The following is a 21,676-nucleotide window of genomic DNA, read 5'->3' as shown; positions in this document are numbered from 1 at the left end:
GGAAAAACATGACACAGTTTATCGATACTCTGGTCGGTATTTTCCAGAGTTCCGGCTTTGCACGGTTCGGTGAGCCGGGCGGCTACCTCTACGCGATCATGATCTGCGTGGGCTGCTTCCTGCTGTACCTGGCCATCGTGAAGGAATTTGAGCCCCTGATCCTGCTGCCCATGGCATTCGGCATGATCCTTGCCAACCTGCCCGGCAGCGGCATCATCCACATGCAGTACTTCGTTGGTGATGGTCTCGAGCACCCGATGTGGGTCGAGATTCTGAACAACGGCGGTCTGGCCGATATGCTTTACATGGGTGTCAAGCTGGGCATTTACCCCCCGCTGATCTTCCTGGGCATCGGCACCATGACCGACTTTGCCCCCCTGATCTCCAACCCCAAGAGCCTGCTGCTGGGCGCTGCCGCTCAGTTCGGTATCTTTGGTACTTACATGGGCGCTCGTCTGCTGGCCGCTACCGGCATTGTGGACTTCACCCAGAAGCAGTCCGCTGCAATCGCCATCATCGGCGGTGCAGACGGCCCCACCGCCATCTTCGTTACTTCCCGTCTGGCACCTGAGCTGCTGGGCAGCATTGCCGTTGCGGCGTACAGCTACATGGCTCTGGTGCCCGTGATCCAGCCGCCCATTATGAAGGCGCTTACCACCAAGAAAGAGCGTACGGTCGTAATGAAGCAGCTGCGCACCGTGTCCAAGACCGAGAGGATCATCTTCCCCATCATGGTCACCATCATTGTTTCTCTGATCGTTCCCGATGCAGCCGTTCTGGTCGGTATGCTGATGCTGGGCAACCTGATGAAAGAGTCCGGCGTTGTGGATCGTATCCAGAAGACTGCCGGCAATGAGCTGATGAACATCATCACCATTTTCCTGGCTCTGTCTGTTGGCTGCACCACCTCTGCAAACACCTTCCTGAACAGCCGCACCCTGTTCATCATCGTGCTGGGTCTGATCGCCTTCTCCTTTGGTACCGCTGCAGGCGTTCTGTGCGGCAAGGTGATGTACGCCCTGACCGGCGGTCAGGTCAACCCCCTGATCGGCTCCGCTGGTGTTTCCGCTGTTCCCATGGCCGCCCGTGTTTCTCAGAAGGTCGGCCAGAGCGAGAACCCCTCCAACTTCCTGCTGATGCACGCCATGGGCCCCAATGTCGCTGGCGTTATCGGCTCCGCAGTTGCTGCCGGTATCCTGATCAACATCTTCGGCTAAGCTTTATCTGAACACTGCCGCCCCTCCTGTGCTGTACAGGAAGGGCGGTTTTTTATGTACAACCCTCTTGAATTGTGATATACTTATAAAGTAAGTGATTTTATAGAAGAACAGGTGAAACAATGGCAGCAAGTCTCCAACAGGAATTCTGCGCTCTGCGCGATACCTATATTGAAAAGCAGTTTGGCCGCCTGAACGATATGCAGCGGCAGGCGGTATTTACCACCGACGGCCCGCTGCTCATTCTGGCCGGTGCAGGCAGCGGCAAGACCACTGTTCTGGTCAACCGCATCGCAAACCTGATCCGGTTTGGCTCGGCCCACGGTTCCAGCTGGACCCCCCGTGAGGTGACCGAGGATGATGTCAAGGCCCTGAAAACGGCAATTATGACCGGCACCGATGCGCCCGCCTGGCTGGACGGGATGCTGCGGCAAAATGCTGTTCGCAGTTGGAACGTGATGGCCATCACCTTTACCAACAAGGCGGCAGGGGAGCTCAAGGAGCGCCTGCGCAATATGCTGGGCGGCGAAGAGGGAGACGAGGTGTTTGCCTCCACCTTCCACTCGGCCTGTGTGCGCATCCTGCGCCGCTGGGCAGAATCCATCGGCTATCCCCGCAGCTTTACCATCTATGATACCGATGACTCCCAGCGCGTGATGAAGGCGGTCTATAAGGAACTGAGCATCGACGATAAGTTCTTCCCGATTAAAAGCGCCATCAACCAGATGAGCCGCTGGAAGGACCAGCTGGTCAGCCCGGAGGAGGCGCTGCGCACCCCGGCCCGGGATACCAAGGGAGCCATTGCCGCCAAAGTCTACGCCGCCTACGAGAAAAAGCTCAGGGAGGCAGGAGCCTTCGACTTCGACGACCTGATCTACCAGACCGTGCAGCTGCTGGCGGAGCACGAGGATGTGCGGGAGTTCTACCAGAACAAGTACCGCTACCTGCTGGTGGACGAGTATCAGGATACCAGCGTGGCCCAGTTCCGGCTGGTCAGCCTGCTCACCGGCCCGGAAAAGAACATCTGCGTTGTCGGTGACGATGACCAGAGCATCTACCGTTTCCGCGGTGCCACCATTGAGAACATCCTGAACTTTGAGCGCATCTTCCCCGGCACCAAGACCATCCGTTTGGAGCAGAATTACCGCTCCACCTCCAATATCCTGAATGCTGCCAACTGCGTCATCCAGCACAACACCGAGCGCAAGGGCAAGACCCTGTGGACCCGGAACGATGAGGGCGACAAGGTGCAGGTCTACACTGCCGAGAATGAGCAGGACGAAGCCATGCACATTGCAGATGTCATCGGTGAGCACCTGAAAGAGGGCGGGCATCTGGCGGACCATGCGGTGCTCTACCGTATGAATGCCCAGTCGGCCCCCATTGAAAGCTACTTTACCCGCGCGGGCATTCCCCATAAGATCGTGGGCGGCCAGCGCTTCAACGACCGCAAAGAGGTCAAGGACATCCACTCCTATATGTCCATCGTGGCGAACGCCCGGGATGATGTGCGCCTGCGCCGCATCATCAACGAGCCTGCCCGGAAGATCGGCAACACCACCGTCGATGTGATCGCTGACCTTGCCGCCCAGCAGGGAATCAGTATGCTGGAAGTCATCTCCCACGCGGATGCATACGCCAAACTCAGCCGTGCCATTATGCCGCTGCTGAAATTCTGGCAGATCTACGAAAAACTGCAGGAATCGCTGGAAACCAGGACACTGGACGAATTTGCCCAGGATGTCATTGAGGTGACCGGCTACAAGGCCATGCTGGAAGCCGATGCGGCCAAGGGCCACGAGGATGCGGCAGACCGCCTGCAGAACCTGGGCCAGCTGGTCAACAACGTCAAAAACTACTGCGACCAGCACGGCGAGGAGGCCTCACTGGAAGGCTATCTGGAGGATATCGCCCTCATCAGCGACATTGACAGCTACAACGAGAGTGCCGATCAGGTGGTCCTGATGACCATCCACTCTGCAAAGGGCCTGGAATTTCCCTATGTGTTCCTCATTGGCATGGAGGAGGGGGTGTTCCCCAGCGAGATGAGCAAATACTCTGAGGCAGATCTGGAGGAAGAGCGCCGTCTGGCCTATGTCGGCATCACCCGCGCCAAGAAGGAGCTGTATATCTCCAACAGCGTCTCCCGGATGCTCTACGGCCGCACCCAGCGCAACGAGCCCAGCCGCTTTCTGCGCGAGATCGAGCCTGAGTATATAGAAGAGACCCGCAGCCCGGCGCTGGAGCGCCGTTCTTCCATAGGCTGGGGCTCCAGTTACAGTGATACCGTTCCCGGCGGGGCCTCGGGCTACTCCGGCGCGTCCGGCTGGGGCCGCAATTCCAGCAGCTTCGGCGGCCGCACCGGCGGCAGCTACCTCAACCGTGAATACAATGCCTCTGAGCGCGGCGGTTTCGGCTCCAGTTATGCAGGCCGTGGCAGCAGTGCTTCCGGGTTTGGCAGCGGAAGCAGCGCCCCGCGCACGTCTGGCTCCTCCGGTTTTGGTGTGGGCTATGGCCGCCCCGCGGCCCCCAAGGCAGCGTCCAAACCCGTGAGCTTTCCGGGGAGTCCGGCAGCTTCCCGCCCGGCATCCACCGGCCCAAAGCATTACGAGGTGGGCGACATTGTGGAGCACAAGGTCTTTGGCCGGGGCAGGGTGCTGGCGGTCAAGGCCGCTGCCGGAGACCAGATCGTGGAGATCAACTTTGAAAAGGTCGGCGTGAAGAAAACCATGGCAAATTTTGCGCCGCTGACGAAAATTACGGAGGAATGAGAAAACTATGATGACCGTTCGATTGATCGCACATACCCCGGAACCGGAAAAGGTGGTTGCGGCAGCGGCCAAGCTCTGCTACTCCGATGCCCATATCACCGACCTGCTGGACGGCCTGACTGAGGAGAAAACGGCCAAGTTCCTGACCATGCTCAGCGACCTGGGCCATGCCAGCCCCATTGAACATGCCAGCTTCACCTTTGGCATTGAGGGTGTGAGCCGCACGCTGCTGGCCCAGATCACCCGGCACCGCATTGCATCCTTCAGTGTTCAGAGCCAGCGGTATGTCCGGCTGGACGACTTCCACTATGTCATCCCGCCGGAGATCGAGGCCATCCCTGAGGCAAAGGCAGCCTTTCTTGAGAGCATGGATGAGGATGCGAAGCGCTACCTGGACCTTGCAAAAAAGCTGGAGGACGGCCACACTGCCCGCCTGATGGCAGAGGGGATGCCCGAAAAGCAGGCCCGCGCCAAGGCCTCCAAACAGGCCAACGAGGATGCCCGCTTCGTGCTGCCCAACGCCTGCGAGACGAAGATGGTCGTGACCATGAACGCCCGCAGTCTGCAGAATTTCTTCCATCTGCGCTGCTGCTCCCGCGCTCAGTGGGAGATCCGTCAGCTGGCTGAGGAGATGTTCCGGCTGGTCTACCCGGTGGCACCCCATATCTTTGCCAAGGCCGGCCCGGCCTGTGTCAGCGGCCCCTGCCCCGAGGGCAAGATGTGCTGCGGCAGAACTGCCGAAGTCCGCGCAAAGTATGAGGCCATCAAGCAGGAGGCTGGTGTATGAGCAAAGGCAAGCTGATTGTTCTGGAAGGGCTGGACGGCAGCGGCAAGGGCACGCAGGCTAAGCTGCTGGCAAAGCACCTGACGGTGACGGATCATCTGGTAAGAGAAATCACCTTCCCGGATTATGACAGTGATTCCAGTGCGCTGGTCAAGATGTATCTGGCCGGGCAGTTTGGCGACAAGCCTGACGATGTCAACGCCTACGCGGCATCCAGCTTTTATGCGGTGGACCGCTATGCGGGGTATAAGTCGGACTGGGGCAAGTTCTACGAGGAAGGCGGCATCCTGATCGCTGACCGCTACACCACTTCCAACGCCGTGCATCAGTGCTCGAAGCTCCCGCCGGAGCAGTGGGACACATTCCTGCAGTGGCTCTTTGACTATGAATACCATCTGCTGGGCCTGCCTGCACCGGATAAGGTGATCTATCTGCAGGTTGACCCGGCGGTGAGCCAGCGGCTGATGACTGCCCGCTACCATGGCGACGAGACCAGGAAGGATGTCCATGAAAAGGACACCGAATATCTGGCCCGCAGCCGCCGGGCGGCAGAATACTGCGCCGCACACCTCAGCTGGGATACCGTCCACTGCACGGCAGGGGAGAAAATGCGGAGCATTGAGGATATTCAGGAAGAGGTCAGAACTCTTGCTCTTGCTGTTATTTGAAACAAAAGGAGGCATCCTATATCATGTACCGTTTGATGCAGCCGTCCGATTGGGCGGAGGTGCTGGCCCTGTGGCAGGCCCAGCGCGGCGACACGGAGGAGTTTGTTCGTAGCGCTGTGGAACGCTTTGCCGGGGTGCAGAATGTCTACGTCGCGGAGGAAAACGACCACATTGAGGCTGTGGCACTGGCTGTGCCAGTGACCCTGCAGGGCCGCCCGGGCAGCTATCTGTTCGGTCTGTGCGGGCAGGGCAGCCTGCTCCTTGCGGGCCTGGTGGATACCCTGTGTGCCCAGCAGAAACTGCGGGGCGCAGGCTTTGTGGTGGCAGTGCCCGCCAGCCCGGAACAATCAACGCTGCTGCAGGATAAAGGCTTCCAGAAAGCCTTTGCCCTGCGCTGCCTGCCCCGGGAGGTGGAGCGCAATCTGTGGAGCCAGGCGGAATTTGATTCCGTGACGGCGAAAAAACTCTGCGAGCTGCGGGCAAAATACTGGCCCGATACCGTTCAGCTGCCGCCGGAGCAGATGGGGGAAGTTCTGCGGGACCTGTATTCCCGTGGTGCGACCATCGTGTCCAGTGAGCAGGGCTACGGCATCTATTTCCGCAGGGAAGATACCCTTTACTTTGTGGAGATGATGGCGGAAAATGACCGTGCTGCCGAGGTGCTGATGGAAGCCGCCCGGGAGAAAGAGGTCATTGTGGAAAAGGCCGTCATCACGGTGGGGGCTGCCCAGAATCTGTTCCTGGGCGAGGGAACCCGGCAGGAGTATGGCCTCATCCGCTTTGAAGGAGAACCTTTTGATGTTTCGGAGAGCTACATGCGCCTGATGATGGACTGAAAGGAACGTGGATATGGCAGAGAAACACCAGAAAAAGAAAAAAGGCAGTGCGCTGAAGATCCTGTTGGCCGTGCTGTTGCTGCTGGTACTGACAGTCGGTGCAGCAGGCGTGTTTGCGTATAACGAGATCAACGGCAATGGAGGAAAGCCCGGTGCAGAGGTGACCGTCAGCATCCCCCAGGGCAGCGGCGTTGCTGCCATCGCAAAGGAGCTGAAGGAGGCTGGAGTGATCCGTTCGGCCTATCTGTTCCGCTGGTATGTGGGGCACAAGGGTGCCGCCGGAAAACTGCAGTACGGTGATTTTACGCTGCAAACCGGCGGATATTCCTACGATGGCCTGATCACAGAGTTGTCTGCGTATGCCAAGGCGGATTCGGTGCGTCTGACCTTCCCGGAGGGAACCACTGCCATTGCCATTGCCCGGAAAATGGAGGAAGCCGGTCTGTGTACTGCCGAGGATTTTCTGGAAGAAGCCAACACCGGGGATTTCAGCGAGTACACCTTCTGGCAGTATGTCCCGGACGATGCCGATGCCCCCAATCGCTTTATGAAGTGTGAGGGCTACCTCTTTCCGGACACCTATGAGTTTTTGACGGACGATACCGTGCATCATTACGTTGCAACGTTCTATGCACACTTCGATAAACAGTTTACGGACGAGATGTACAGGGAACTGGAAAAGCAGGAGCTGACCCTGCCCGAGGTCATCACACTGGCCTCTTTTGTGCAGGAGGAAGCGGGCAACGATCAGGATTCCAATGTGGCGCAGGTGTTCCGCAACCGTCTGGCCGAGGGTTCGCCTTACCCCAAGCTCCAGAGCAACACCTCCAGCTATGTCCAGAGCGACGAGGACAACAACTACCTCTGGAACTGGGTGGCTCCGTATTATGGCGGCTGGGAGAAGATCCCCGAGAACATCCGGAATGCCTACGATACCTACACCTGCACCGGCCTGCCCGCCGGGCCCATCTCGAACCCGGGCCTTGCCGCGATCCAGGCTGCTCTGGCACCTCAGTGTGATGAGGAAGTCAGGGATTGCTATTTCTTTGTTACGGACCTTTCCGGTCACTACTATTACGCCAAGACCTATGCTGAACATCAGGCCAACTGCCGGAAAGCGGCTGAAGTCAATCAGAGTTTGAAGAAGTAAGTCCCTCTCAGTCGGCTTCGCTGACAGCTCTCCCAAGGGGCGAGCCAACTGCGGCTCCCGGGTCAGGTTTGCAGAAACCGATCCGGTGAGGCGGTATCGCGTCAGCGATGACAGAGAGGGTGTTAAAAAGAGAGGACGATTTTATGTTACAGATCCCGGAACTGCTGGCCCCGGCAGGCGACTTGGAGCGCCTGCGTTATGCCATCAACTATGGAGCAGACGCTGTTTATTGCAGCCTGCCGGAGTTCGGTATGCGGTCGGCTCCTGCCAATTTTACGCCGGAGCAGCTGGCTGAGGGTGTGATCTATGCCCATGCCCGCGGCCGCAAGGTCTATCTGACCATGAACACGCTGCCCACCAATGAGGAAGCTGACCGCCTGCCTGAAGCCATCAAGGCTGCTGCTGCCGCCGGTGTGGATGCCTTTATCGTGGCCGATCTGGGCGTGCTGGAAGCCTGTAAGCAGTTCGCCCCGGAAATCGATGTCCACATGTCCACCCAGACCGGCATTACCAACTGGGCCGCTGCGCGTGCCGCTTACAACATGGGTGCAAAGCGTGTGGTGCTTGCTCGTGAGATGAGCCTGCAGGATATCGCCACCCTGCGCGATAAGACCCCGCCGGAGCTGGAGATCGAGGCGTTTGTCCACGGAGCCATGTGCATGAGCATTTCGGGCCGGTGCCTGCTCTCCAATTACATGGCAGACCGGGATGCAAACCGGGGCCAGTGCGCCCAGCCCTGCCGCTGGAAGTATTACCTCAGCGAGGAGACTCGCCCGGGCCAGCTGTATGAGATCGGCGAAAATGAGAACGGCAGCTATATCCTCAATGCAAACGATCTGTGCACCGCTCCCTTCATCGACCTCATCTGCAAGGCAGGTGTGGACAGCCTGAAGATCGAGGGCCGCGCCAAGACGTTCTACTATGTCGCCAGCGTCACCGCCGCCTACCGCAAGGCTCTGGATCAGTATCTGGCCGACCCGCTCAACGATAACTTTGAGCTGAGCGATGACGTTCTGGCCGAGCTGACCCGTACCAGCCACCGGCACTACTCCCCGGGCTTCTACTTTGGCCGCGAGCAGGCCCGTCAGGCAACCGACAGCGCTACTTATATCCGTGAGTGGGAGTTTGTGGGCACTGTGGAAAGCTGGGAGAATGGTGTTGCCTCCTGCCAGCAGCGCGGCAAATGGAGCCTTGGGGATACGTTGGAGGTGCTCTGCCCGGATGGGCGCAGCATCCCGCTGCACCCGGAGTGGATCAAAAACGAGGCAGGGGAGAGCGTGGAATCCACCCCCCACGCCATGGAAAAGTACACCATCCCCACCCCGGAGCTGCCCCCCATGAGTCTGCTTCGCCGGAAGGTAGAAACTCTTGACAAATGATTCCAGAAGCAGTAAAATAATAAAGTCAAAATGAACGATGTCCTCTGACCCTTGCGATCAGAGGACAGTTGAGGGCTCGTAGCTCAGTTGGGATGAGCGTTCGGTTCGCATCCGAAAGGTCGAGGGTTCGACTCCCTTCGAGTCCATACAGCAGAAAACCGCTCTGTCGTAGCTATACGGCAGGGCGGTTTTCTTGTTCGCAGTTCCATGAGACGGTGAAGATTGTTCTGGCAGATCTGGAGCCGGTTCAAAGGTGGAAAATTACTGCTCTTCAAACCTTGAAAGTGCTAGAAATCAAGGTTTCATGCGGGTTAATGCCGTGATACACTCGCAATGGCTCGACACCTGCAAATTGATGTCATAATCGTACATTTTTCGGGTTCGTTCTTGGGAACAATGCGATGCAGGCGTGAGGGAAAGGGCAGGGGAGAGCAGAGAGGGCAGTCGTTCTGGGGAACAGAGCAATATTACACAGGGTCGTGGTTGATTACATAAACAGTGCTGCGAGAAGCGCCTTCCTTATTCAACCAGCGGTCATCTACCATCTTGACTAAAAGGTTTCGTGCGCGACGCTGCCCGATGTTTAACAAAGTAGCAGCTTGGGTAGTTGTAATGGATGGATTTTCGAGGACATAATTGTAAATTTGCCGCTCTTGTTCATTTGTCGGCACTTTGTCGGCACTCACATTATGCTGAGAAATGTCCTGAGCAGCACTGGCAGCATTCAGTTGGTTACGATAGATATTGATACGTAAATCAACTTCACCGCCGAATTGAACCGCATCCCGTCAAGAAGACAATATGAAACAATACGTCTGTCGTATAGATCAAGGATGCTTGTGCTGCGGAATGACACCTCTGCCCAGAAAGACCGCATTGCGGAGCGGCTGCTGGTGCTTCAATAGGAACTGCTGAATCGTGACAACAACCGGGAAGCCTATGACGATATTACGGAGGAGATTTTCCTCCTGCGAGAGTTGCAGCAGCAGACGGATTCCGATGAAACTACCAAGGCCATCCAGATGGAGCGCATCAAGGAGTTGCAGGATTTTATCGGACAGCAGAGCAATGAGCTGACCGAGTTTGACGAAAAACTGGCCAAACGCTGGCTCCGACAAATCACGGTTTGGGATGACCACTACACCGTGGAGCGGAAGTCTGGACTGAGTATTGATTTACCTGCGTGAAAATGATGGGCGATAAGACGGCGAGAAACAGAAGCCCTCCGAGTATATCCGTCGGAATGTAAAAGTTTACAGATGGCAGCTTGATAAAACGGCAGTCCTATGGTAGGATAAAAATGCAGAAGATGTAATGTGCCATCTGCGGAACAGGAGATAAGAACACATGAACAATATGGACGAACAAAAACGGGAATAGCGGCATCGGGAAGACCTTCAGCGGCTGCGTGGTTTCCGTCCAATTGATGATACCTTTATGCGTGGATTGTTCAAAGAGAACATTCCCTTGGCTGAGTTCGTACTGCGAATCATCACGGGAAAGCCTGATTTGGTGTTGATGAAATGTGAAACACAAGCAGATATGAAGCGTGTTACAGGTGCGCGGTCAATTTGTTTGGATGCTTATGCAACAGACAGTACAGGTAAGAAATACGATATTGAGGTGCAGCGTTCCGATATTGGAACAGACCCACACCGTGCAAGATACCATTCCAGCATGATGGATGTGGAAAATCTGGATGAAAAGCAGGAATACCGAGAATTGCCGGATACCTATGTCATATTCATCACGGAAAATGGCTATTATAAGGCTGGTAAGCCGGTATATGTTACCCAGAACATGAACCTGACGCTGGGCAAGCCATTCGACGATGGTTCACATATTTTGTATGTGAACGGTGAGTACCGGGATGATTCTGACATTGGCAGACTGATGCATGACTTCAACTGTACCTGTGCCGATGATACACCGAAAAGGACAGTACTTTTCCCTGCAAATCAAATAGATGTTCCCGATAGCCCTTGAAATCATGTACATAGAGACTTGAGAGTTTCATAAGAAATCCTCCTTGTAATGGTAACTCAATATTACCATGGGTAGGTGAAAAATTCAACCAAAAGAAGTAGAAGAACAACCATAAGGACTTTTGGCAGGTTGGCGTAGTATAGCATAGAAAAATAGGGGAGGCAACAAGATTTTGGAGAAAAAAGCACAATAGTACGTTTATATTACTCTACACCCAGTGCCTTGAACACCGCATCCTCTGCGCTACTATAGAAGATCAAAATAAAACTTCCTACCAATTCGGGAGGTACGGATCCAAGATCAGCGGCACTTGTAATCGGCAGCAGAACTTTCTTTGCTCCACTATCAAGACAGACCTGTAAGCTGTTTGCAAGCTCATCTACTTTTAGAATTGTACCGCTGATACTAATTTCACCTAGAACAGCAAGCGTACTGACTGTTGGCCGACCAAGCGCAATGCTGCACAGTGCAATCAGAGTGGGCAGTGCCAGCTTTCCTGTCATAGGACTATACGGCGGAAGATAAATGTACCGAATACCGGAACTGTCCAGTAGTTCTTTTACCGCCTTTGCATGGTACGACTTCATATTATCCATTGCGAGGACAGAATCATCGTTCAGATGAGGCGGCAAAATATCCTCCAAATATTGTCTGAAATGGTCTACTGTCGTTCCACCTGAGAAAGTCGTATAGTGTAGTGTTCCATTCAACTGGATGGATGACAGAATGGTCGTATTTTTCGGCTTGGAAAGTAGTGCAGAATTAACCGCTCTGCTTCCGCTAAGCGAATAGGCAAACCGCCTTGTCATATCGGTATTGAAGCCGCTTTCGTCCAGAAACACAAGGTCACTTGCCTTGAATCCAGACATAAGGCCGTTCCAGTCTTTTTTCTTCTGTGCCACATCGGGGACGCTCCTGTTCACTGGAGTGAAGAGACTTCATCTTGCGGTGATATCCTGCCCGCTGAAGAAAACGCCAGACAGTATCAATGCTGACAGGAAAATCCAGTGTTTCTATAATTTCCAGCAAGTGATATCCGGCTGTGTCTTCAAAAGAGAAAGAATCCTCTGGTAATCCGCATCGATCAATTTGGGTTTCTTTCCACGGAGATTCGTCTGAGTTTCATAGCTTCCTGTTTCATGTCGACGCTTCAGCAAACGGCAGATCGAACAGGTGTTTACAGAAAAACATTTTGCCAGTTCTTTTACGCTGACACCCTTGTCGTATGCTTCTAAGATCATTTTTCGAGCTTCATTGTGCAGCATGGCTCTCAACTTCCTTGCTTCTGTTATACCACTTTTTTTCAAAAGGTAAAGAGCTGTGCTATATTATTGAAAACTGCTATAAAAATCGAACTGTTTCCGCTTTCGCTTCGTCAGTCCGGTTAGCGCACACCCTACACAGGGTGCTTTTTATTCATGTCTATTAATTCTGGGGCGGTCACACTTCATTGCGGGGAAGCCTAGCATTTTTTTATAGCGCTATTTTACAACGGTCTCGCGATTTTTGCACTATTTTAGAACAGAAACTAATTTTGAGGCAAAAAATGAAGATTGCATTTCCTGGAAGGAAAAAATTGAGGATTGAGAGGAAAACAAAAATTTTGTATATTAAAGAAGTAAAGAGTAAGAAGACCTGTTCTTGGCAGGCAGAAGGAGAATGGGATGAAGATCGAAAAATGGGTGCAGGATTCAGCAGGTCGATTGGATGCTGTGGTTCTGCTGGACGCAGGGGAAAAACCCAGTACAGTGCAGGTGCTGGAGTTTGTGGATCGTCAGGCAGGAGCAGAAAAAATCTGGCTGTTGGGACGCGCAACACTCCAAAGAAAAGAAAACAGAGTTCTGGTCCGGACCTGTGTGCTACCTGCTATGGAGCTGCCGCAGCTGGAAGGTCGCACAGCCGAGTACCGTCTGAAACCGCCAACAGATGCGCAAGTAGAACAACAACTACAAGCCTTGGCCCGAACGAGGGTGGAGACATCGGAGGATGAAAAAACGGCCCGTGCAGGAGATCTTGCAACGCTAGACTTTGATGCGGTGCTGGAGGATGGAACACGATTTTCCGGTAGCATGGGCCGGGATGGTAGATACCATCTTGCTGTAGGTGAGGAGTTGCCGGAAGGAGTCTGGCAGGCCGTTGTAGGCAAAAAAGCAGGAGACGGATTCCAATGCAGAGTGCAGTTGCCCTATACCTACGAGGATAAACGTGCGGCCGGAAAGAATGCGGTATACATCGGCTGGGTGAAAAAAATTGTGCACCAGAGAATGCCCGAGCTGAATGATACCTTTGCTCAAAGCTTTGGACAAGAAAATATGTCAGCTCTTCGTGCAATAATTCGAGATAGCTTTCTGGAGCAAGAGGCGAGGGAGGCCAGGCGGATCATTTCTCAGCGGATGCTCCATGCCTTGAGTGATGAGACTATTGTGGAGCTGCCGCAGCTTGCTGTAGAGCTGGAAGCTGAATATCAGTGGAGGCAGCTGGAAAATCGACTGGAAAAGAGTGGTATTTCACTGGATAGTCATCTGCATCGCTTGCATAAAACGAGAGAGGAACTGGATGCAAGCATCCGAGTACACGCAGCGGAAGATATGAAACTTCGGGCAGTGTTTTTGGCCGTTTCCCGTCAAGAAGGACTGACTGCGTCTGATGCGGAGACGGAAGCCGCGGTCCGTGCTACAACCCAGGGTCGTGCCGGAGCGCAGATCGATCGGATGCAGCTGCGCCAACGTCTGTGTGTGGAGAAAGGAATGCGATACGTCACAGAACGCATGGCCCTGAAACCAGCGAAGATGTCTATGAGATGAATGAATACGAAGAAATGAAAAGAGGATGAAACCGCATGAAAAAGCGAAGCGTTCTCTACACATGGGTCATTGAATTCTCAATTCTTCTGATCCTGATGGCAGCCATGTGTGTTACGCTGACTCTTTCCGCCAGAAGAAAATTGCTGGACGAATACACAGAAATTACGATTCAGCAGCAGGAAAAAATTGAAACTGCGCTGAATAACAGTATGTCTCAGATCAAAACAGATGCCATCAATCTGGCGTGCAACAATGTAATCCGTAGTTTTTCGTTGCTCTCCACGCCGATGCCGTCGGATAATTACACATTCTACACCATTCAAAGTCTGTTGGCAGCTCCGGGAAGTTCCCGCAGTGCGGTGAGTGAGACTTATATTTATTTCAGAAACCTGAAAAAGGCGCTGACCTCCGAGACAGTCTATGAGAAGGAAACACTGGCAGCAGTTTTGTTTGGTTCCGGCAGCGAGGCGGGAAAACGGTTTGATTCCCTGCGCACGACATCGTCTCTATTCCGTGTAGTCAGCGATTCCTCTAACGGTGTGACGCAGGTCATGGCAGTGACCAGTATTCCAACACAGGGACGATCCCCAACCGCACTTATCATTCAAGTATTAGATATGCAGGTGTTGGGCGAAATCGTTGCTGGGCAGGCGACGATGGAGGGGACAACGACCTTGCTGATGGACGGTGGTGGTCAGCTTCTGTGCGAAAGTGGGAATCCAGCGCTTGCAGGGCAACTGGTGCAGATGGCAGCAGAAAAAAGGCTGGAGAGCCATGTAGAGCTGGGGAATAAAAGCTATTACCTGCTGCAGAAGCAGCTGGAAGAAGAAAATTGGACCCTCATCACGTTGGTGCCGGTCTCTGCAATTACCCGGAAGAGCAACTGGGTCTGGCAGCAGTCGATGGTGTTTCTGATGGTGTTCCTAGCAGTGGGCGTAGCTGCAGTGGCTTCTATGGTGCAGTTGAATTATCAGCCCTTACGGGAACTGACCCGTGGCCTGCCGATAAAATCAGACTGTGCAGAAAACCAGAATGAATATCAACAAATTGACGGTGCATTCCAGGTATATCGCAAAGATCTGGAGCGGATGCAGATATTCCAAGAAAATCAGCGTGTTTCCCTTCAAAAAGAGCTGATGCAGAACCTGCTGGAGCACGACATCGATGTATCGGCACTTTCTGGAGACATTGCTTCCTGGATTGGAATCGATAGCTGGGGTGAATGGTTCGTTTTGCTGCTACTCAAGGATGAGGGCTTGGATTTTTCTGAGCCGCTGACCGAAAAGGTGACATTGCTACCAGTGCAGCCGCACGGCGTGCCGACCCTTTGTATGTTTGCAAAGGAGGAAATTGACTTACGCCAATGCCTTGGTTTGATGGAAGCTTACCTCAAGGAAAACGGTGTGGACTACTACGCGGGAAATGTCGCACGAGGGTTTTTGTTGTTATATCACTGGGGACTGTCACACCCGCCGTTCTGGCGGGTGTTTTTGTTTTGCCTGCGCTGTTTATTCCGTTTCCGAGGTGTCGTCTGCTATGCGCTCGGGGTCGAGCAAGTCCTCAATCTGGCAGCCCAGTGCCTTTGCCACCTTCCAAAGCTGGTACACGTCCGGGCTTTTACGCTGCCCGCTGCACCAGCTTTCCATTGTGCGGTAGCTCATGCCAGCCCGGCGGCAAAGCTCCCGGCGGCTTATCCCTGCGGCCTTGCAGCGCTGGTCTATGGGGTTATTGGTGTGTGTTTCTCTCATGCGGCAGTCCTCCTTTTACACAAGTATACTGCAAGCGCAGTAAAAATGGAAGTATAAAGTTTACCATATAAACGCCGTATTCTTTGGACTGTTTACCAGTGGAGTTTCCTACGGTTGTATGGTAAGACACAGACACCGAAAGACATTACCTGATGGGAGGTGCGGTGTATGACAATCTCAAAGCGAATGGCTGCGGCTCTGATGGCGGGCGGCCAGTACCGCACGAAAAAGTATCTGTACTCCCTGGGCGTGAATATGTACGGCCAGGAGATTGTGCAGCGGGTGGAACTTGACAGCGAGGGCCACCGGGCCGGGCTGCTCCGCTCCGTTGCTCTCTGGAATGCAAGCTATTATGAATGGAGGCTGGGTTTATGAAAATGTTCAATGAGGCCGGGCAGGCCGTCTACTTCAACCGGGTTATGAAGAACGGGCGGGAGCAATTTGTGGTGAAAGCTCTGGATGGTCAGCATATTATGGGGCGTGACCGCCAGAAGCATAGTTCTCGGACGTTCACCGAGCTGCACCAGGCGGAGGCGTTTCTCCGGCGGGCGGGGTATCGGTGCAAGGGCTGAAATATTCGGGTAGTCCCTGGGGGTTAGACCTCCGGGGACTTTTCTTTTGTCCTCTACTTTTTTCCAATGGAAAAAACTTTATTTGTGCGGCGTTTTGGTGTTTAGACCTGGAACTTTACCGACTGCATATAAAAATGCACTGGTGGGCTTCCCTGTGGCCTGCGGAGTTACGCAAAGAAAAAGGACGCCGAGCGTCCCCGAGGTGGGAGTTTCGGTGTCCTTTTTGCGGTTACGGTGCGAAAAGCGCCGCTTTGGTTTTGGCTCCAACCTTGCCGTCAACGGTCAGGCTGCGGCTCAACTGGAACTGTTTCACGGCTGCGGTGGTCTTGGCTCCAAACAGACCGTCAGGATCCCCGGCGTCAAATCCGAGGGCGGAGAGCCTGGCCTGCAAGGTAGCGTTGTGGATGGCTGCCGGGTAGCTGTTCCGTCCGGCGGCGAGGGTTGCGCTGCCGAGCAGTGAGCCGTCCCAGGCGGAAGCTCTGGTCGTCCTGCTGGCGGCGTTCGGAATGTCCGAGTACTGCGGCATATCCCTGTAAAGGTTGTGATTGTCGGATTCCCGGATTTCCCAGTGCAGGTGGCTGCCGGTGCTGTGGCCGGTGCTGCCCTCAATGCCGATCAGGTCGCCGGGCTTGACGGTCTGGCCTGCGGTGACGGCAATGCTGGAAAGGTGGCCGAAGTACATATAGAAACGGGTCTTGCCGATGCGCACGACCACCCGGCGGCCCCAGCCCTGCTTTGCGTTCTTGGGGTTCTCCCAGCCTGCCCGGACGACGGTGCCGTATACCGGGGAATAGAGGCGTTTGTCGGCAATGCCTACCAGGTCGAAGCCTTGGTGCAGGGTGCCGTTGCTGCGCAGGTTGTTCCAGGATTGAGAAATGCGGAAGGTTCCTTTATACGGCGCAATCATGGGTCAGGCCTCGTCAATTTTGGACAGCGCTTCCTGGGCGGCGTTGTCCAGGTCGGTAAGTACTGCCTCAATGAACACCTCGGTCTTTTCGTCCACCTTGTAGCCCCAGCGGGTCAGGAGCTCAATGACCCATTCTTTCTTCTTCGCCTTGGGGATTGCGCCGGTCTTGCCCAGCTTCTCGGCGGCTTTGGCTGCCACCTTGACAATCCAGAAGAAGCTCTGATTTTTCAGCCAGGGCAGGACAACGGTGGAAAACAGGGCCAGGCAGCCCAGGCTTGCGGCTTTTACCAACAGGGAAACGATTTCGTTCATGTACTCCATTTTTTATCTCCTATAAATCATTGTGATGTGCTTCCTGGTTTAAGTGCTTATTGAGCTTTTCCAGGGCGTCTTTACAGGGGCCGTTGCAGCCCTGTTCGATTAGGCCCTGCAGGGCGCCCCGCAGGCCATAGCAAATCAGGGACTGTTCGTCCATTATCTCTTTGATGATCTCGCTCTGCTTCCTGTCCCGCTCGGACGCCTTGTAAAGCGATACTACTACGCCGCCGAGGACGCCGAGCGCCGTTACAAGGGCGGCGGCCTTGATGATGGCGTCTGCATCAATCCACATTGGCTTTGTCCACCTCCTTTCCGCCAGGGTATACGGCGGCGGAATAGGCAGCCTCTACCTCTTGAAACTGTTCCTCTGCGGCCACGGCTCCAAGTTGGGCGAGGGTGTTGTTCTGCTGCCTCACGATACGAAGAAGTTTTTCAACGGTGTCAATGAGAAACTCGGTCAGTTGAATTTCCATTTTCCCTCCCGGCAGCTTTATGCGGTGTAGGATTCGCCGGTAATCTCTTCGTATTCGGCGTGGGTGATCCAACCTTTCTTTACGGCCTTTTTCACGGTAGTGCTGCGCCAGATGCCCAGGCCGTAGTAGCTCTTGACGTCAGGGAATTTCTTGCTGTGTTCGTTCATGGTCACATATCCTCCAGGTCGGTATCGGTGACGAGAGCCAGATAGTCCAGCTTCGCCTTGGTGGTGGCTCTAAAAAGTTCCTCGGGCGAAAGTTCCCGCAGGACGAACCACCAGCGGTTGTCCGGGTGCGTGATCTGTACCAGTTCGGCGTGGTTCCATTCCAGGGCGTTCTCGCCGTCGGTGGCGGTGACCCTTGAGAGCTTGCCGTCGAACGTCTCAGGGGTCAGCTCAGTGTCCGAGATGAAATTGTTGCCGCTGAGGGTCAGGCCGCCGATGGCAGTGCCATCATCCAGCGTAACCGTCCATGGCTGCTTCCGTGCGTTTTCTTCCATGTTGGTGCCTTTCCGAACAGGTCATAGAATAGCCTGCTCAATCCTTGAATTTGTTGGCGGGACATATACTTGTAGGCGCTGGCAATCCAGGACTTGAAGGATTCTTCAATCTTGGAATAGACCATGCGCCCGGCATCCAAGAGGCGCTTGTAGGCTTTCAGCTTGCGGCGCTCCCTGGTGACTGCTTTAGGGTTGATCTTGCGAATGAGCCGCCCACTGGCGGTCAGGGAGTATTGGATTTGCAGGTGGCGGTAGGTGTCCGAGAGCTTGCAAATCCGGGTCTTGCGCTCGTTGATGATAAGGCCGTACTCTGCGGCGATTTTCTTTATTCCCTCGAAAGCCTGCAGCAGCTTTTCCTTGCTGCGGTGGATGATATAGGAATCATCCGTATAGCGTCCGAAGTGCCGGAAGCCGCAGACGATTTTGCAGAAGTTGTCCACCCTGTATGGATAGACAATCCCTATGTCCTGCGACTGCTGGTTTCCAATGTCTACGCCTTTGCGGAGCCACTTTTCACCTGTAAGCTGCGCTGCTGGCACACCTGCATTGAGAAGCGGGTCTACTTTTTGGCGGTACATCTCGGTAACTTCCTTGTCGCTGAATCTGGAAACGTCCATTTCAAAGCTCTGAAGGGTGTTTGCCATGATCTCTTTTGTGAGCTGGCGCTCCTGAGGGTCTATGGGTTCCCGGTCAAGGAAGCCGTTGATGGTGTCCAGGCACTTTTCGTGGGGAATGTTTGCATAATAGCCGCTATAATCCCAAAGGAGAATATAGCCCTCATTCGAGCCTGTTTCGTTGAAGTATTGGTGAAGGTGCGTTTCAAAACGCTTCCTGTGGAAGGCCACGCCTTTTCCTTTCTGGCTGGCGCTGTTGTCGTATTGGAGATATTTGTGCAAGTGCGGCGTCAAGACCTTATCACAAACAATATGGTTCACGGTTTTGTCCTGCATGGTTGCACTGGAAATATACCGGGTTTTGCCCCGCTCTTTTATGACAAACTTGCTGCCAACCGATGGGCGGTATTTTCCTTCCATCAACGCCTTTTGGAGTTTGGCCGTTTCCAGAAGCTGGTTCATCTCAAAAAGCTGTGTGCTGTATTTCCAACGGCTTCCCTTGATGGACTTGGTTCCGGCCTCAAACAAGGCGTTTGCGTCATAGTAATTATTCATGTAAAAAAACCACGCGATAGGCTCATCGGTCATAACCGGGGCCGTCATGATTCGTATTTGCTGCGGAGTGCCCGCAGGAGGACAGCCTTTCCTTTCGCATTGCCGCAGGCGGGCTGCACCCATTGTGTGCGGTTACGAAATCCGGGCGGACGCCGTTAACATTCGAGGCGTTGTTGTAGTTGCAATTGCCATTGTTGTTGACGTTGGCGAAGTTCGTCGCCGAGACCACATACAAAGGCTGCCCTATTTCTTATTCGGTTTTCTGCGCTTCCTCTGGCGGTGGAGCTTCCTGTGGAGGTTTCTGCGCGGGTTCCACCGCCAAATCGGAAAAGCGCTTTTCATCGGAGCGTCGAAGTTTCTTTATCAGATTGGCTTCATGGTCGAGGTCAAGAACAATGCGGGTAAACTTGTTGTAATCGGATGGGAGGGTGGTTGCGGTGTATTGCAATTCATCTTGAAGCCGATAGCAGCAGGCGATTGCTTTGTCAAGATGCAGGCGGCGTTCCACATACTCGTCGTAAATTTTGGGGAGGATGGCATTTGCTTCCCGCAGGTGCGAGGGAATGTCGCAGGCCAGTTGGAACATACGGTCACGCTCTTTGACGATAAACCAGCCCTCGAAGTTTTCTTCCAGCTTGCGTATCGTTTCGGCGACTGCTTCTCTTTCCTCTGGGTTTTGGATGTAGCCGGTCATTGCCTTTATATGATCTTCATATTTCTTTTGGCTGTAACCAAACGTCACCATGATTTCCGTGGTGATCTGCCCGCGGATGTCGGACGCGAGCGTTTGAGCTTCCAGCTTGGAATGGTTGCGCCTGCCTTTAGGAACTTCTGACATTTTTAACTCCATATTATCCGGCGGCAGTTGCCGCCGGATGGTTGATTAGTAGATTGCAAAAGCCGGGCGGACGCCGCCAACATACGAGGCGCCGTTGGAGCTGCAATGGCCATTGCCGTCGACGTGGGCGAAGTTCGCCGCCGAGACCACATCCCTCAACCAGCACCAATAGGCTCGCTGCGCGTGGATGAACCAGGGCGCATAGCGGAACAATGGGAGCTGGCTCTTGTCGATGGTATAGTTGTTCGGAACAGTGCTGCCGTCCGAAACAGCAGTGAAGTGACGGGTGCCGTAGACCATGGCCTCGTTCATCAAATCCACGGTGCTGTCGTACCAGGTGCCACCGCTGGGCTTGCCATTGCTGACAGCGTTCTGGAAATGCTCTCGGTGGGTCAGAATGTGGTCGGAGCCGAAAGCGGCGTTGATGATGGTCTTGGCTTCGTCCAGGCCGGTTTTGTACATCTGACTGCCAATGTATGCGCCCTCCGTGGTGTTGGTCGGGTTCATGGCTGCGGTGTACAGGTGCGCGTCCGGGACAATGAGGGCATGGTGGGTGGTGCAGTCCGTGTCGCCGCAGCGATACCAGTAGTCAAAAGCACCGAGGCGCCAGTTCCTGCCGTTGATCGTCCAGTAGTCGCCGATATAGAGGTCGGTGAATTTGCCGGAGCGGATGGCTGCACTCTGTGCGGAGGTGAAGCTGCTGCCCAGGTACTTGCCACGATAGATAGCGTTATGGCTGGCGGCGCTGTCGCCGACCAGCAGGGAGAGCAGCGCGGGCGCCAGGATGCTGGCCTGGATGATCTTCGTGCCGTTGGCGGTCTGAATGAGCAGCTTGTCCGTGCCGAGGGCTTCCAGGGCTTCGGAGAGCTCCGAAATAGGTTTCTGAACAGGGGTTTCCATTGCATTACCTCCAAATCAAATAAGTTGCAGTTTGCGGTTGGCCAGCAGAACTACGCCGTCTGAGGTGCAGAGCCGTTCGCCTGCGCTGGTTCCGAGCGCCGTCCAAACTTCGCCGTTCACCAGCATCGAATAGAATTCGTTCAGGTTCGTTTGAATGAATGGATGGGCGTCCTCGCTCTCGTCATGCTCCTGCAGGTCTTTCCAGGTGGCGTAAATGAGGGACTTGTCCAAGGTGCAGGTCACGCTGCTGGCGTCGCCCACGATGATGGGGATGGTGACACTCTTTTCCACCAGTTCCGTTGCTGCGGGGGCGATATAGTCTGCGGTGCCGTATGCGTTCTGATAGCAGTAAAGAATATCCTTGCTGCGGTCATTCGGGTTGTCCGGGTCTGCACAGAAGATGCCGACCTCTCGCCAGTAAAAGCCTGCGCTCAAGCCGGCATTGGAAAATTTGGCATTTACCTCCACATAGTCCGTGCGCTGCTTTACCGCTGCATCAATCGAAACAACAGAATGAACGAGGCCGGTCAGGGTCGCAATGGGGGTGCTGAGCTGGCCGTCGCCGAGTTGCATGGTTGTGATCTTGAGTGCTTCGCCGCCGAGGTTGCGGTAGTAAAGTGCTTTGCCTGCGTTCGTGAGTTTAGGGGCTTCAAACAT

24 protein-coding genes, 1 tRNA gene and 2 pseudogenes are annotated in these 21,676 nt (G+C 54.4%); 14 read left to right on the top strand and 13 right to left on the bottom strand.

Annotated features, from left to right (window positions below; all coding sequences use genetic code 11):
• Window positions 1-8 precede the first annotated feature (8 nt).
• From P0G09_RS11645 to P0G09_RS11600, 10 genes are all read left to right on the top strand, one after another.
• Window positions 9-1,217: a sodium ion-translocating decarboxylase subunit beta gene (locus tag P0G09_RS11645; protein WP_099357325.1), complete on the top strand. Its 1,209-nt coding sequence runs from the start codon at window positions 9-11 to the stop codon at window positions 1,215-1,217.
• Between the two features lie 122 nt (window positions 1,218-1,339).
• Window positions 1,340-3,988, top strand: a complete 2,649-nt coding sequence (locus P0G09_RS11640) for a UvrD-helicase domain-containing protein (RefSeq protein ID WP_275252752.1) — start codon at window positions 1,340-1,342, stop codon at window positions 3,986-3,988.
• Between the two features lie 7 nt (window positions 3,989-3,995).
• Entirely contained in the window at window positions 3,996-4,775 is a 780-nt protein-coding gene (thyX, locus tag P0G09_RS11635; RefSeq protein WP_005936154.1) for an FAD-dependent thymidylate synthase, read from the top strand.
• Complete coding sequence (locus P0G09_RS11630) at window positions 4,772-5,440, top strand: deoxynucleoside kinase (protein ID WP_275252751.1); 669 nt, start codon at window positions 4,772-4,774, stop codon at window positions 5,438-5,440. Before thyX ends, P0G09_RS11630 begins: the two co-directional genes overlap by 4 nt.
• 23 nt (window positions 5,441-5,463) lie before the next feature.
• Window positions 5,464-6,276, top strand: a complete 813-nt coding sequence (locus tag P0G09_RS11625; protein ID WP_275252750.1) for a hypothetical protein — start codon at window positions 5,464-5,466, stop codon at window positions 6,274-6,276.
• A gap of 13 nt (window positions 6,277-6,289) precedes the next feature.
• Window positions 6,290-7,426, top strand: coding sequence for an endolytic transglycosylase MltG (gene mltG, locus P0G09_RS11620; protein WP_275252749.1), 1,137 nt, complete (start codon window positions 6,290-6,292; stop codon window positions 7,424-7,426).
• A 143-nt stretch (window positions 7,427-7,569) separates the two neighbouring features.
• Window positions 7,570-8,805, top strand: a complete 1,236-nt coding sequence (locus tag P0G09_RS11615) for a U32 family peptidase (protein WP_275252748.1) — start codon at window positions 7,570-7,572, stop codon at window positions 8,803-8,805.
• 72 nt (window positions 8,806-8,877) lie between these two features.
• A tRNA-Ala gene (locus P0G09_RS11610) sits at window positions 8,878-8,951 on the top strand.
• A gap of 831 nt (window positions 8,952-9,782) precedes the next feature.
• Window positions 9,783-9,992, top strand: a complete 210-nt coding sequence (locus P0G09_RS11605; protein ID WP_275252747.1) for a hypothetical protein — start codon at window positions 9,783-9,785, stop codon at window positions 9,990-9,992.
• 280 nt (window positions 9,993-10,272) lie between these two features.
• Entirely contained in the window at window positions 10,273-10,791 is a 519-nt protein-coding gene (locus P0G09_RS11600; RefSeq protein ID WP_275252746.1) for a PD-(D/E)XK nuclease family transposase, read from the top strand.
• Window positions 10,792-10,994: 203 nt separating this feature from the next.
• Here P0G09_RS11600 and P0G09_RS11595 read toward each other — a convergent pair.
• The 3 genes and pseudogenes from P0G09_RS11595 to P0G09_RS11585 form a co-directional block, all read right to left on the bottom strand.
• Window positions 10,995-11,294, bottom strand: a pseudogene (locus P0G09_RS11595) (S16 family serine protease); the annotation flags it as partial.
• Window positions 11,295-11,306: 12 nt separating this feature from the next.
• Window positions 11,307-11,660, bottom strand: a pseudogene (locus tag P0G09_RS11590) (transposase); the annotation flags it as partial.
• Window positions 11,661-11,804: 144 nt separating this feature from the next.
• On the bottom strand, window positions 11,805-12,056 hold the full coding sequence (locus P0G09_RS11585) for a hypothetical protein (RefSeq protein ID WP_275252745.1): 252 nt from the start codon (window positions 12,054-12,056) through the stop codon (window positions 11,805-11,807).
• Window positions 12,057-12,455: 399 nt separating this feature from the next.
• Here P0G09_RS11585 and P0G09_RS11580 point away from each other — a divergent pair, with 399 nt between their 5' ends.
• The 4 genes from P0G09_RS11580 (at window position 12,456) to P0G09_RS11565 (ending at window position 15,915) form a co-directional block, all read left to right on the top strand.
• The gene (locus P0G09_RS11580) at window positions 12,456-13,595 is read left to right on the top strand and encodes an FKBP-type peptidyl-prolyl cis-trans isomerase (protein ID WP_275252744.1); all 1,140 of its coding nucleotides are present in this window, start codon (window positions 12,456-12,458) and stop codon (window positions 13,593-13,595) included.
• Between the two features lie 35 nt (window positions 13,596-13,630).
• Window positions 13,631-15,400, top strand: a complete 1,770-nt coding sequence (locus P0G09_RS11575; RefSeq protein ID WP_275252743.1) for a hypothetical protein — start codon at window positions 13,631-13,633, stop codon at window positions 15,398-15,400.
• Window positions 15,401-15,511: 111 nt separating this feature from the next.
• Window positions 15,512-15,718, top strand: coding sequence for a hypothetical protein (locus tag P0G09_RS11570; protein WP_275252742.1), 207 nt, complete (start codon window positions 15,512-15,514; stop codon window positions 15,716-15,718).
• A complete protein-coding gene (locus tag P0G09_RS11565) occupies window positions 15,715-15,915 on the top strand; it encodes a hypothetical protein (RefSeq protein ID WP_227618808.1) in 201 nt (66 codons plus the stop codon). Before P0G09_RS11570 ends, P0G09_RS11565 begins: the two co-directional genes overlap by 4 nt.
• 229 nt (window positions 15,916-16,144) lie before the next feature.
• On the opposite strand, the gene P0G09_RS11560 is transcribed toward P0G09_RS11565, so the two are convergent.
• From P0G09_RS11560 to P0G09_RS11515, 10 genes are all read right to left on the bottom strand, one after another.
• The gene (locus P0G09_RS11560; RefSeq protein ID WP_275252741.1) at window positions 16,145-16,822 is read right to left on the bottom strand and encodes a peptidoglycan DD-metalloendopeptidase family protein; all 678 of its coding nucleotides are present in this window, start codon (window positions 16,820-16,822) and stop codon (window positions 16,145-16,147) included.
• A 3-nt stretch (window positions 16,823-16,825) separates the two neighbouring features.
• Window positions 16,826-17,143: a hypothetical protein gene (locus P0G09_RS11555; protein ID WP_275252740.1), complete on the bottom strand. Its 318-nt coding sequence runs from the start codon at window positions 17,141-17,143 to the stop codon at window positions 16,826-16,828.
• Between the two features lie 10 nt (window positions 17,144-17,153).
• Window positions 17,154-17,432 (bottom strand): branched-chain amino acid ABC transporter permease, encoded by a 279-nt coding sequence (locus tag P0G09_RS11550; protein WP_275252739.1) that lies wholly within the window; start codon window positions 17,430-17,432, stop codon window positions 17,154-17,156.
• A complete protein-coding gene (locus tag P0G09_RS11545; protein WP_275252738.1) occupies window positions 17,422-17,613 on the bottom strand; it encodes a hypothetical protein in 192 nt (63 codons plus the stop codon). The genes P0G09_RS11550 and P0G09_RS11545 overlap by 11 nt, the downstream gene beginning before the upstream one ends.
• A gap of 17 nt (window positions 17,614-17,630) precedes the next feature.
• A complete protein-coding gene (locus P0G09_RS11540; RefSeq protein ID WP_275252737.1) occupies window positions 17,631-17,780 on the bottom strand; it encodes an XkdX family protein in 150 nt (49 codons plus the stop codon).
• Window positions 17,781-17,782: 2 nt separating this feature from the next.
• Window positions 17,783-18,112, bottom strand: a complete 330-nt coding sequence (locus P0G09_RS11535; RefSeq protein WP_275252736.1) for a hypothetical protein — start codon at window positions 18,110-18,112, stop codon at window positions 17,783-17,785.
• Window positions 18,043-19,329 (bottom strand): Reverse transcriptase (RNA-dependent DNA polymerase), encoded by a 1,287-nt coding sequence (locus tag P0G09_RS11530; RefSeq protein ID WP_275252734.1) that lies wholly within the window; start codon window positions 19,327-19,329, stop codon window positions 18,043-18,045. Before P0G09_RS11530 ends, P0G09_RS11535 begins: the two co-directional genes overlap by 70 nt.
• A gap of 202 nt (window positions 19,330-19,531) precedes the next feature.
• Complete coding sequence (locus P0G09_RS11525; RefSeq protein ID WP_227618801.1) at window positions 19,532-20,119, bottom strand: hypothetical protein; 588 nt, start codon at window positions 20,117-20,119, stop codon at window positions 19,532-19,534.
• A 45-nt stretch (window positions 20,120-20,164) separates the two neighbouring features.
• A complete protein-coding gene (locus P0G09_RS11520) occupies window positions 20,165-21,019 on the bottom strand; it encodes a hypothetical protein (protein WP_275252733.1) in 855 nt (284 codons plus the stop codon).
• 15 nt (window positions 21,020-21,034) lie between these two features.
• Window positions 21,035-21,676 carry a phage tail protein gene (locus P0G09_RS11515; RefSeq protein WP_275252732.1) on the bottom strand — a complete coding sequence of 214 codons (642 nt, stop codon included), beginning with the start codon at window positions 21,674-21,676 and terminating at the stop codon, window positions 21,035-21,037.

Source organism: Faecalibacterium sp. DFI.5.82 (assembly GCF_029076575.1).
GTDB classification, from domain to species: domain Bacteria; phylum Bacillota; class Clostridia; order Oscillospirales; family Ruminococcaceae; genus Faecalibacterium; species Faecalibacterium duncaniae.
This window is presented reverse-complemented; position numbering and strand designations above follow the sequence as displayed.

Coding starts and splice junctions, on each gene's coding strand:
- P0G09_RS11645 (WP_099357325.1), top strand. CDS start 9: ATGACACAGTTTATCGATACTCTGGTCGGTATTTTCCAGAGTTCCGGC.
- P0G09_RS11640 (WP_275252752.1), top strand. CDS start 1,340: ATGGCAGCAAGTCTCCAACAGGAATTCTGCGCTCTGCGCGATACCTAT.
- thyX (WP_005936154.1), top strand. CDS start 3,996: ATGATGACCGTTCGATTGATCGCACATACCCCGGAACCGGAAAAGGTG.
- P0G09_RS11630 (WP_275252751.1), top strand. CDS start 4,772: ATGAGCAAAGGCAAGCTGATTGTTCTGGAAGGGCTGGACGGCAGCGGC.
- P0G09_RS11625 (WP_275252750.1), top strand. CDS start 5,464: ATGTACCGTTTGATGCAGCCGTCCGATTGGGCGGAGGTGCTGGCCCTG.
- mltG (WP_275252749.1), top strand. CDS start 6,290: ATGGCAGAGAAACACCAGAAAAAGAAAAAAGGCAGTGCGCTGAAGATC.
- P0G09_RS11615 (WP_275252748.1), top strand. CDS start 7,570: ATGTTACAGATCCCGGAACTGCTGGCCCCGGCAGGCGACTTGGAGCGC.
- P0G09_RS11585 (WP_275252745.1), bottom strand. CDS start 12,056: ATGCTGCACAATGAAGCTCGAAAAATGATCTTAGAAGCATACGACAAG.
- P0G09_RS11580 (WP_275252744.1), top strand. CDS start 12,456: ATGAAGATCGAAAAATGGGTGCAGGATTCAGCAGGTCGATTGGATGCT.
- P0G09_RS11575 (WP_275252743.1), top strand. CDS start 13,631: ATGAAAAAGCGAAGCGTTCTCTACACATGGGTCATTGAATTCTCAATT.
- P0G09_RS11570 (WP_275252742.1), top strand. CDS start 15,512: ATGACAATCTCAAAGCGAATGGCTGCGGCTCTGATGGCGGGCGGCCAG.
- P0G09_RS11565 (WP_227618808.1), top strand. CDS start 15,715: ATGAAAATGTTCAATGAGGCCGGGCAGGCCGTCTACTTCAACCGGGTT.
- P0G09_RS11560 (WP_275252741.1), bottom strand. CDS start 16,822: ATGATTGCGCCGTATAAAGGAACCTTCCGCATTTCTCAATCCTGGAAC.
- P0G09_RS11555 (WP_275252740.1), bottom strand. CDS start 17,143: ATGGAGTACATGAACGAAATCGTTTCCCTGTTGGTAAAAGCCGCAAGC.
- P0G09_RS11550 (WP_275252739.1), bottom strand. CDS start 17,432: ATGTGGATTGATGCAGACGCCATCATCAAGGCCGCCGCCCTTGTAACG.
- P0G09_RS11545 (WP_275252738.1), bottom strand. CDS start 17,613: ATGGAAATTCAACTGACCGAGTTTCTCATTGACACCGTTGAAAAACTT.
- P0G09_RS11540 (WP_275252737.1), bottom strand. CDS start 17,780: ATGAACGAACACAGCAAGAAATTCCCTGACGTCAAGAGCTACTACGGC.
- P0G09_RS11535 (WP_275252736.1), bottom strand. CDS start 18,112: ATGGAAGAAAACGCACGGAAGCAGCCATGGACGGTTACGCTGGATGAT.
- P0G09_RS11530 (WP_275252734.1), bottom strand. CDS start 19,329: ATGACGGCCCCGGTTATGACCGATGAGCCTATCGCGTGGTTTTTTTAC.
- P0G09_RS11525 (WP_227618801.1), bottom strand. CDS start 20,119: ATGTCAGAAGTTCCTAAAGGCAGGCGCAACCATTCCAAGCTGGAAGCT.
- P0G09_RS11520 (WP_275252733.1), bottom strand. CDS start 21,019: ATGGAAACCCCTGTTCAGAAACCTATTTCGGAGCTCTCCGAAGCCCTG.
- P0G09_RS11515 (WP_275252732.1), bottom strand. CDS start 21,676: ATGTTTGAAGCCCCTAAACTCACGAACGCAGGCAAAGCACTTTACTAC.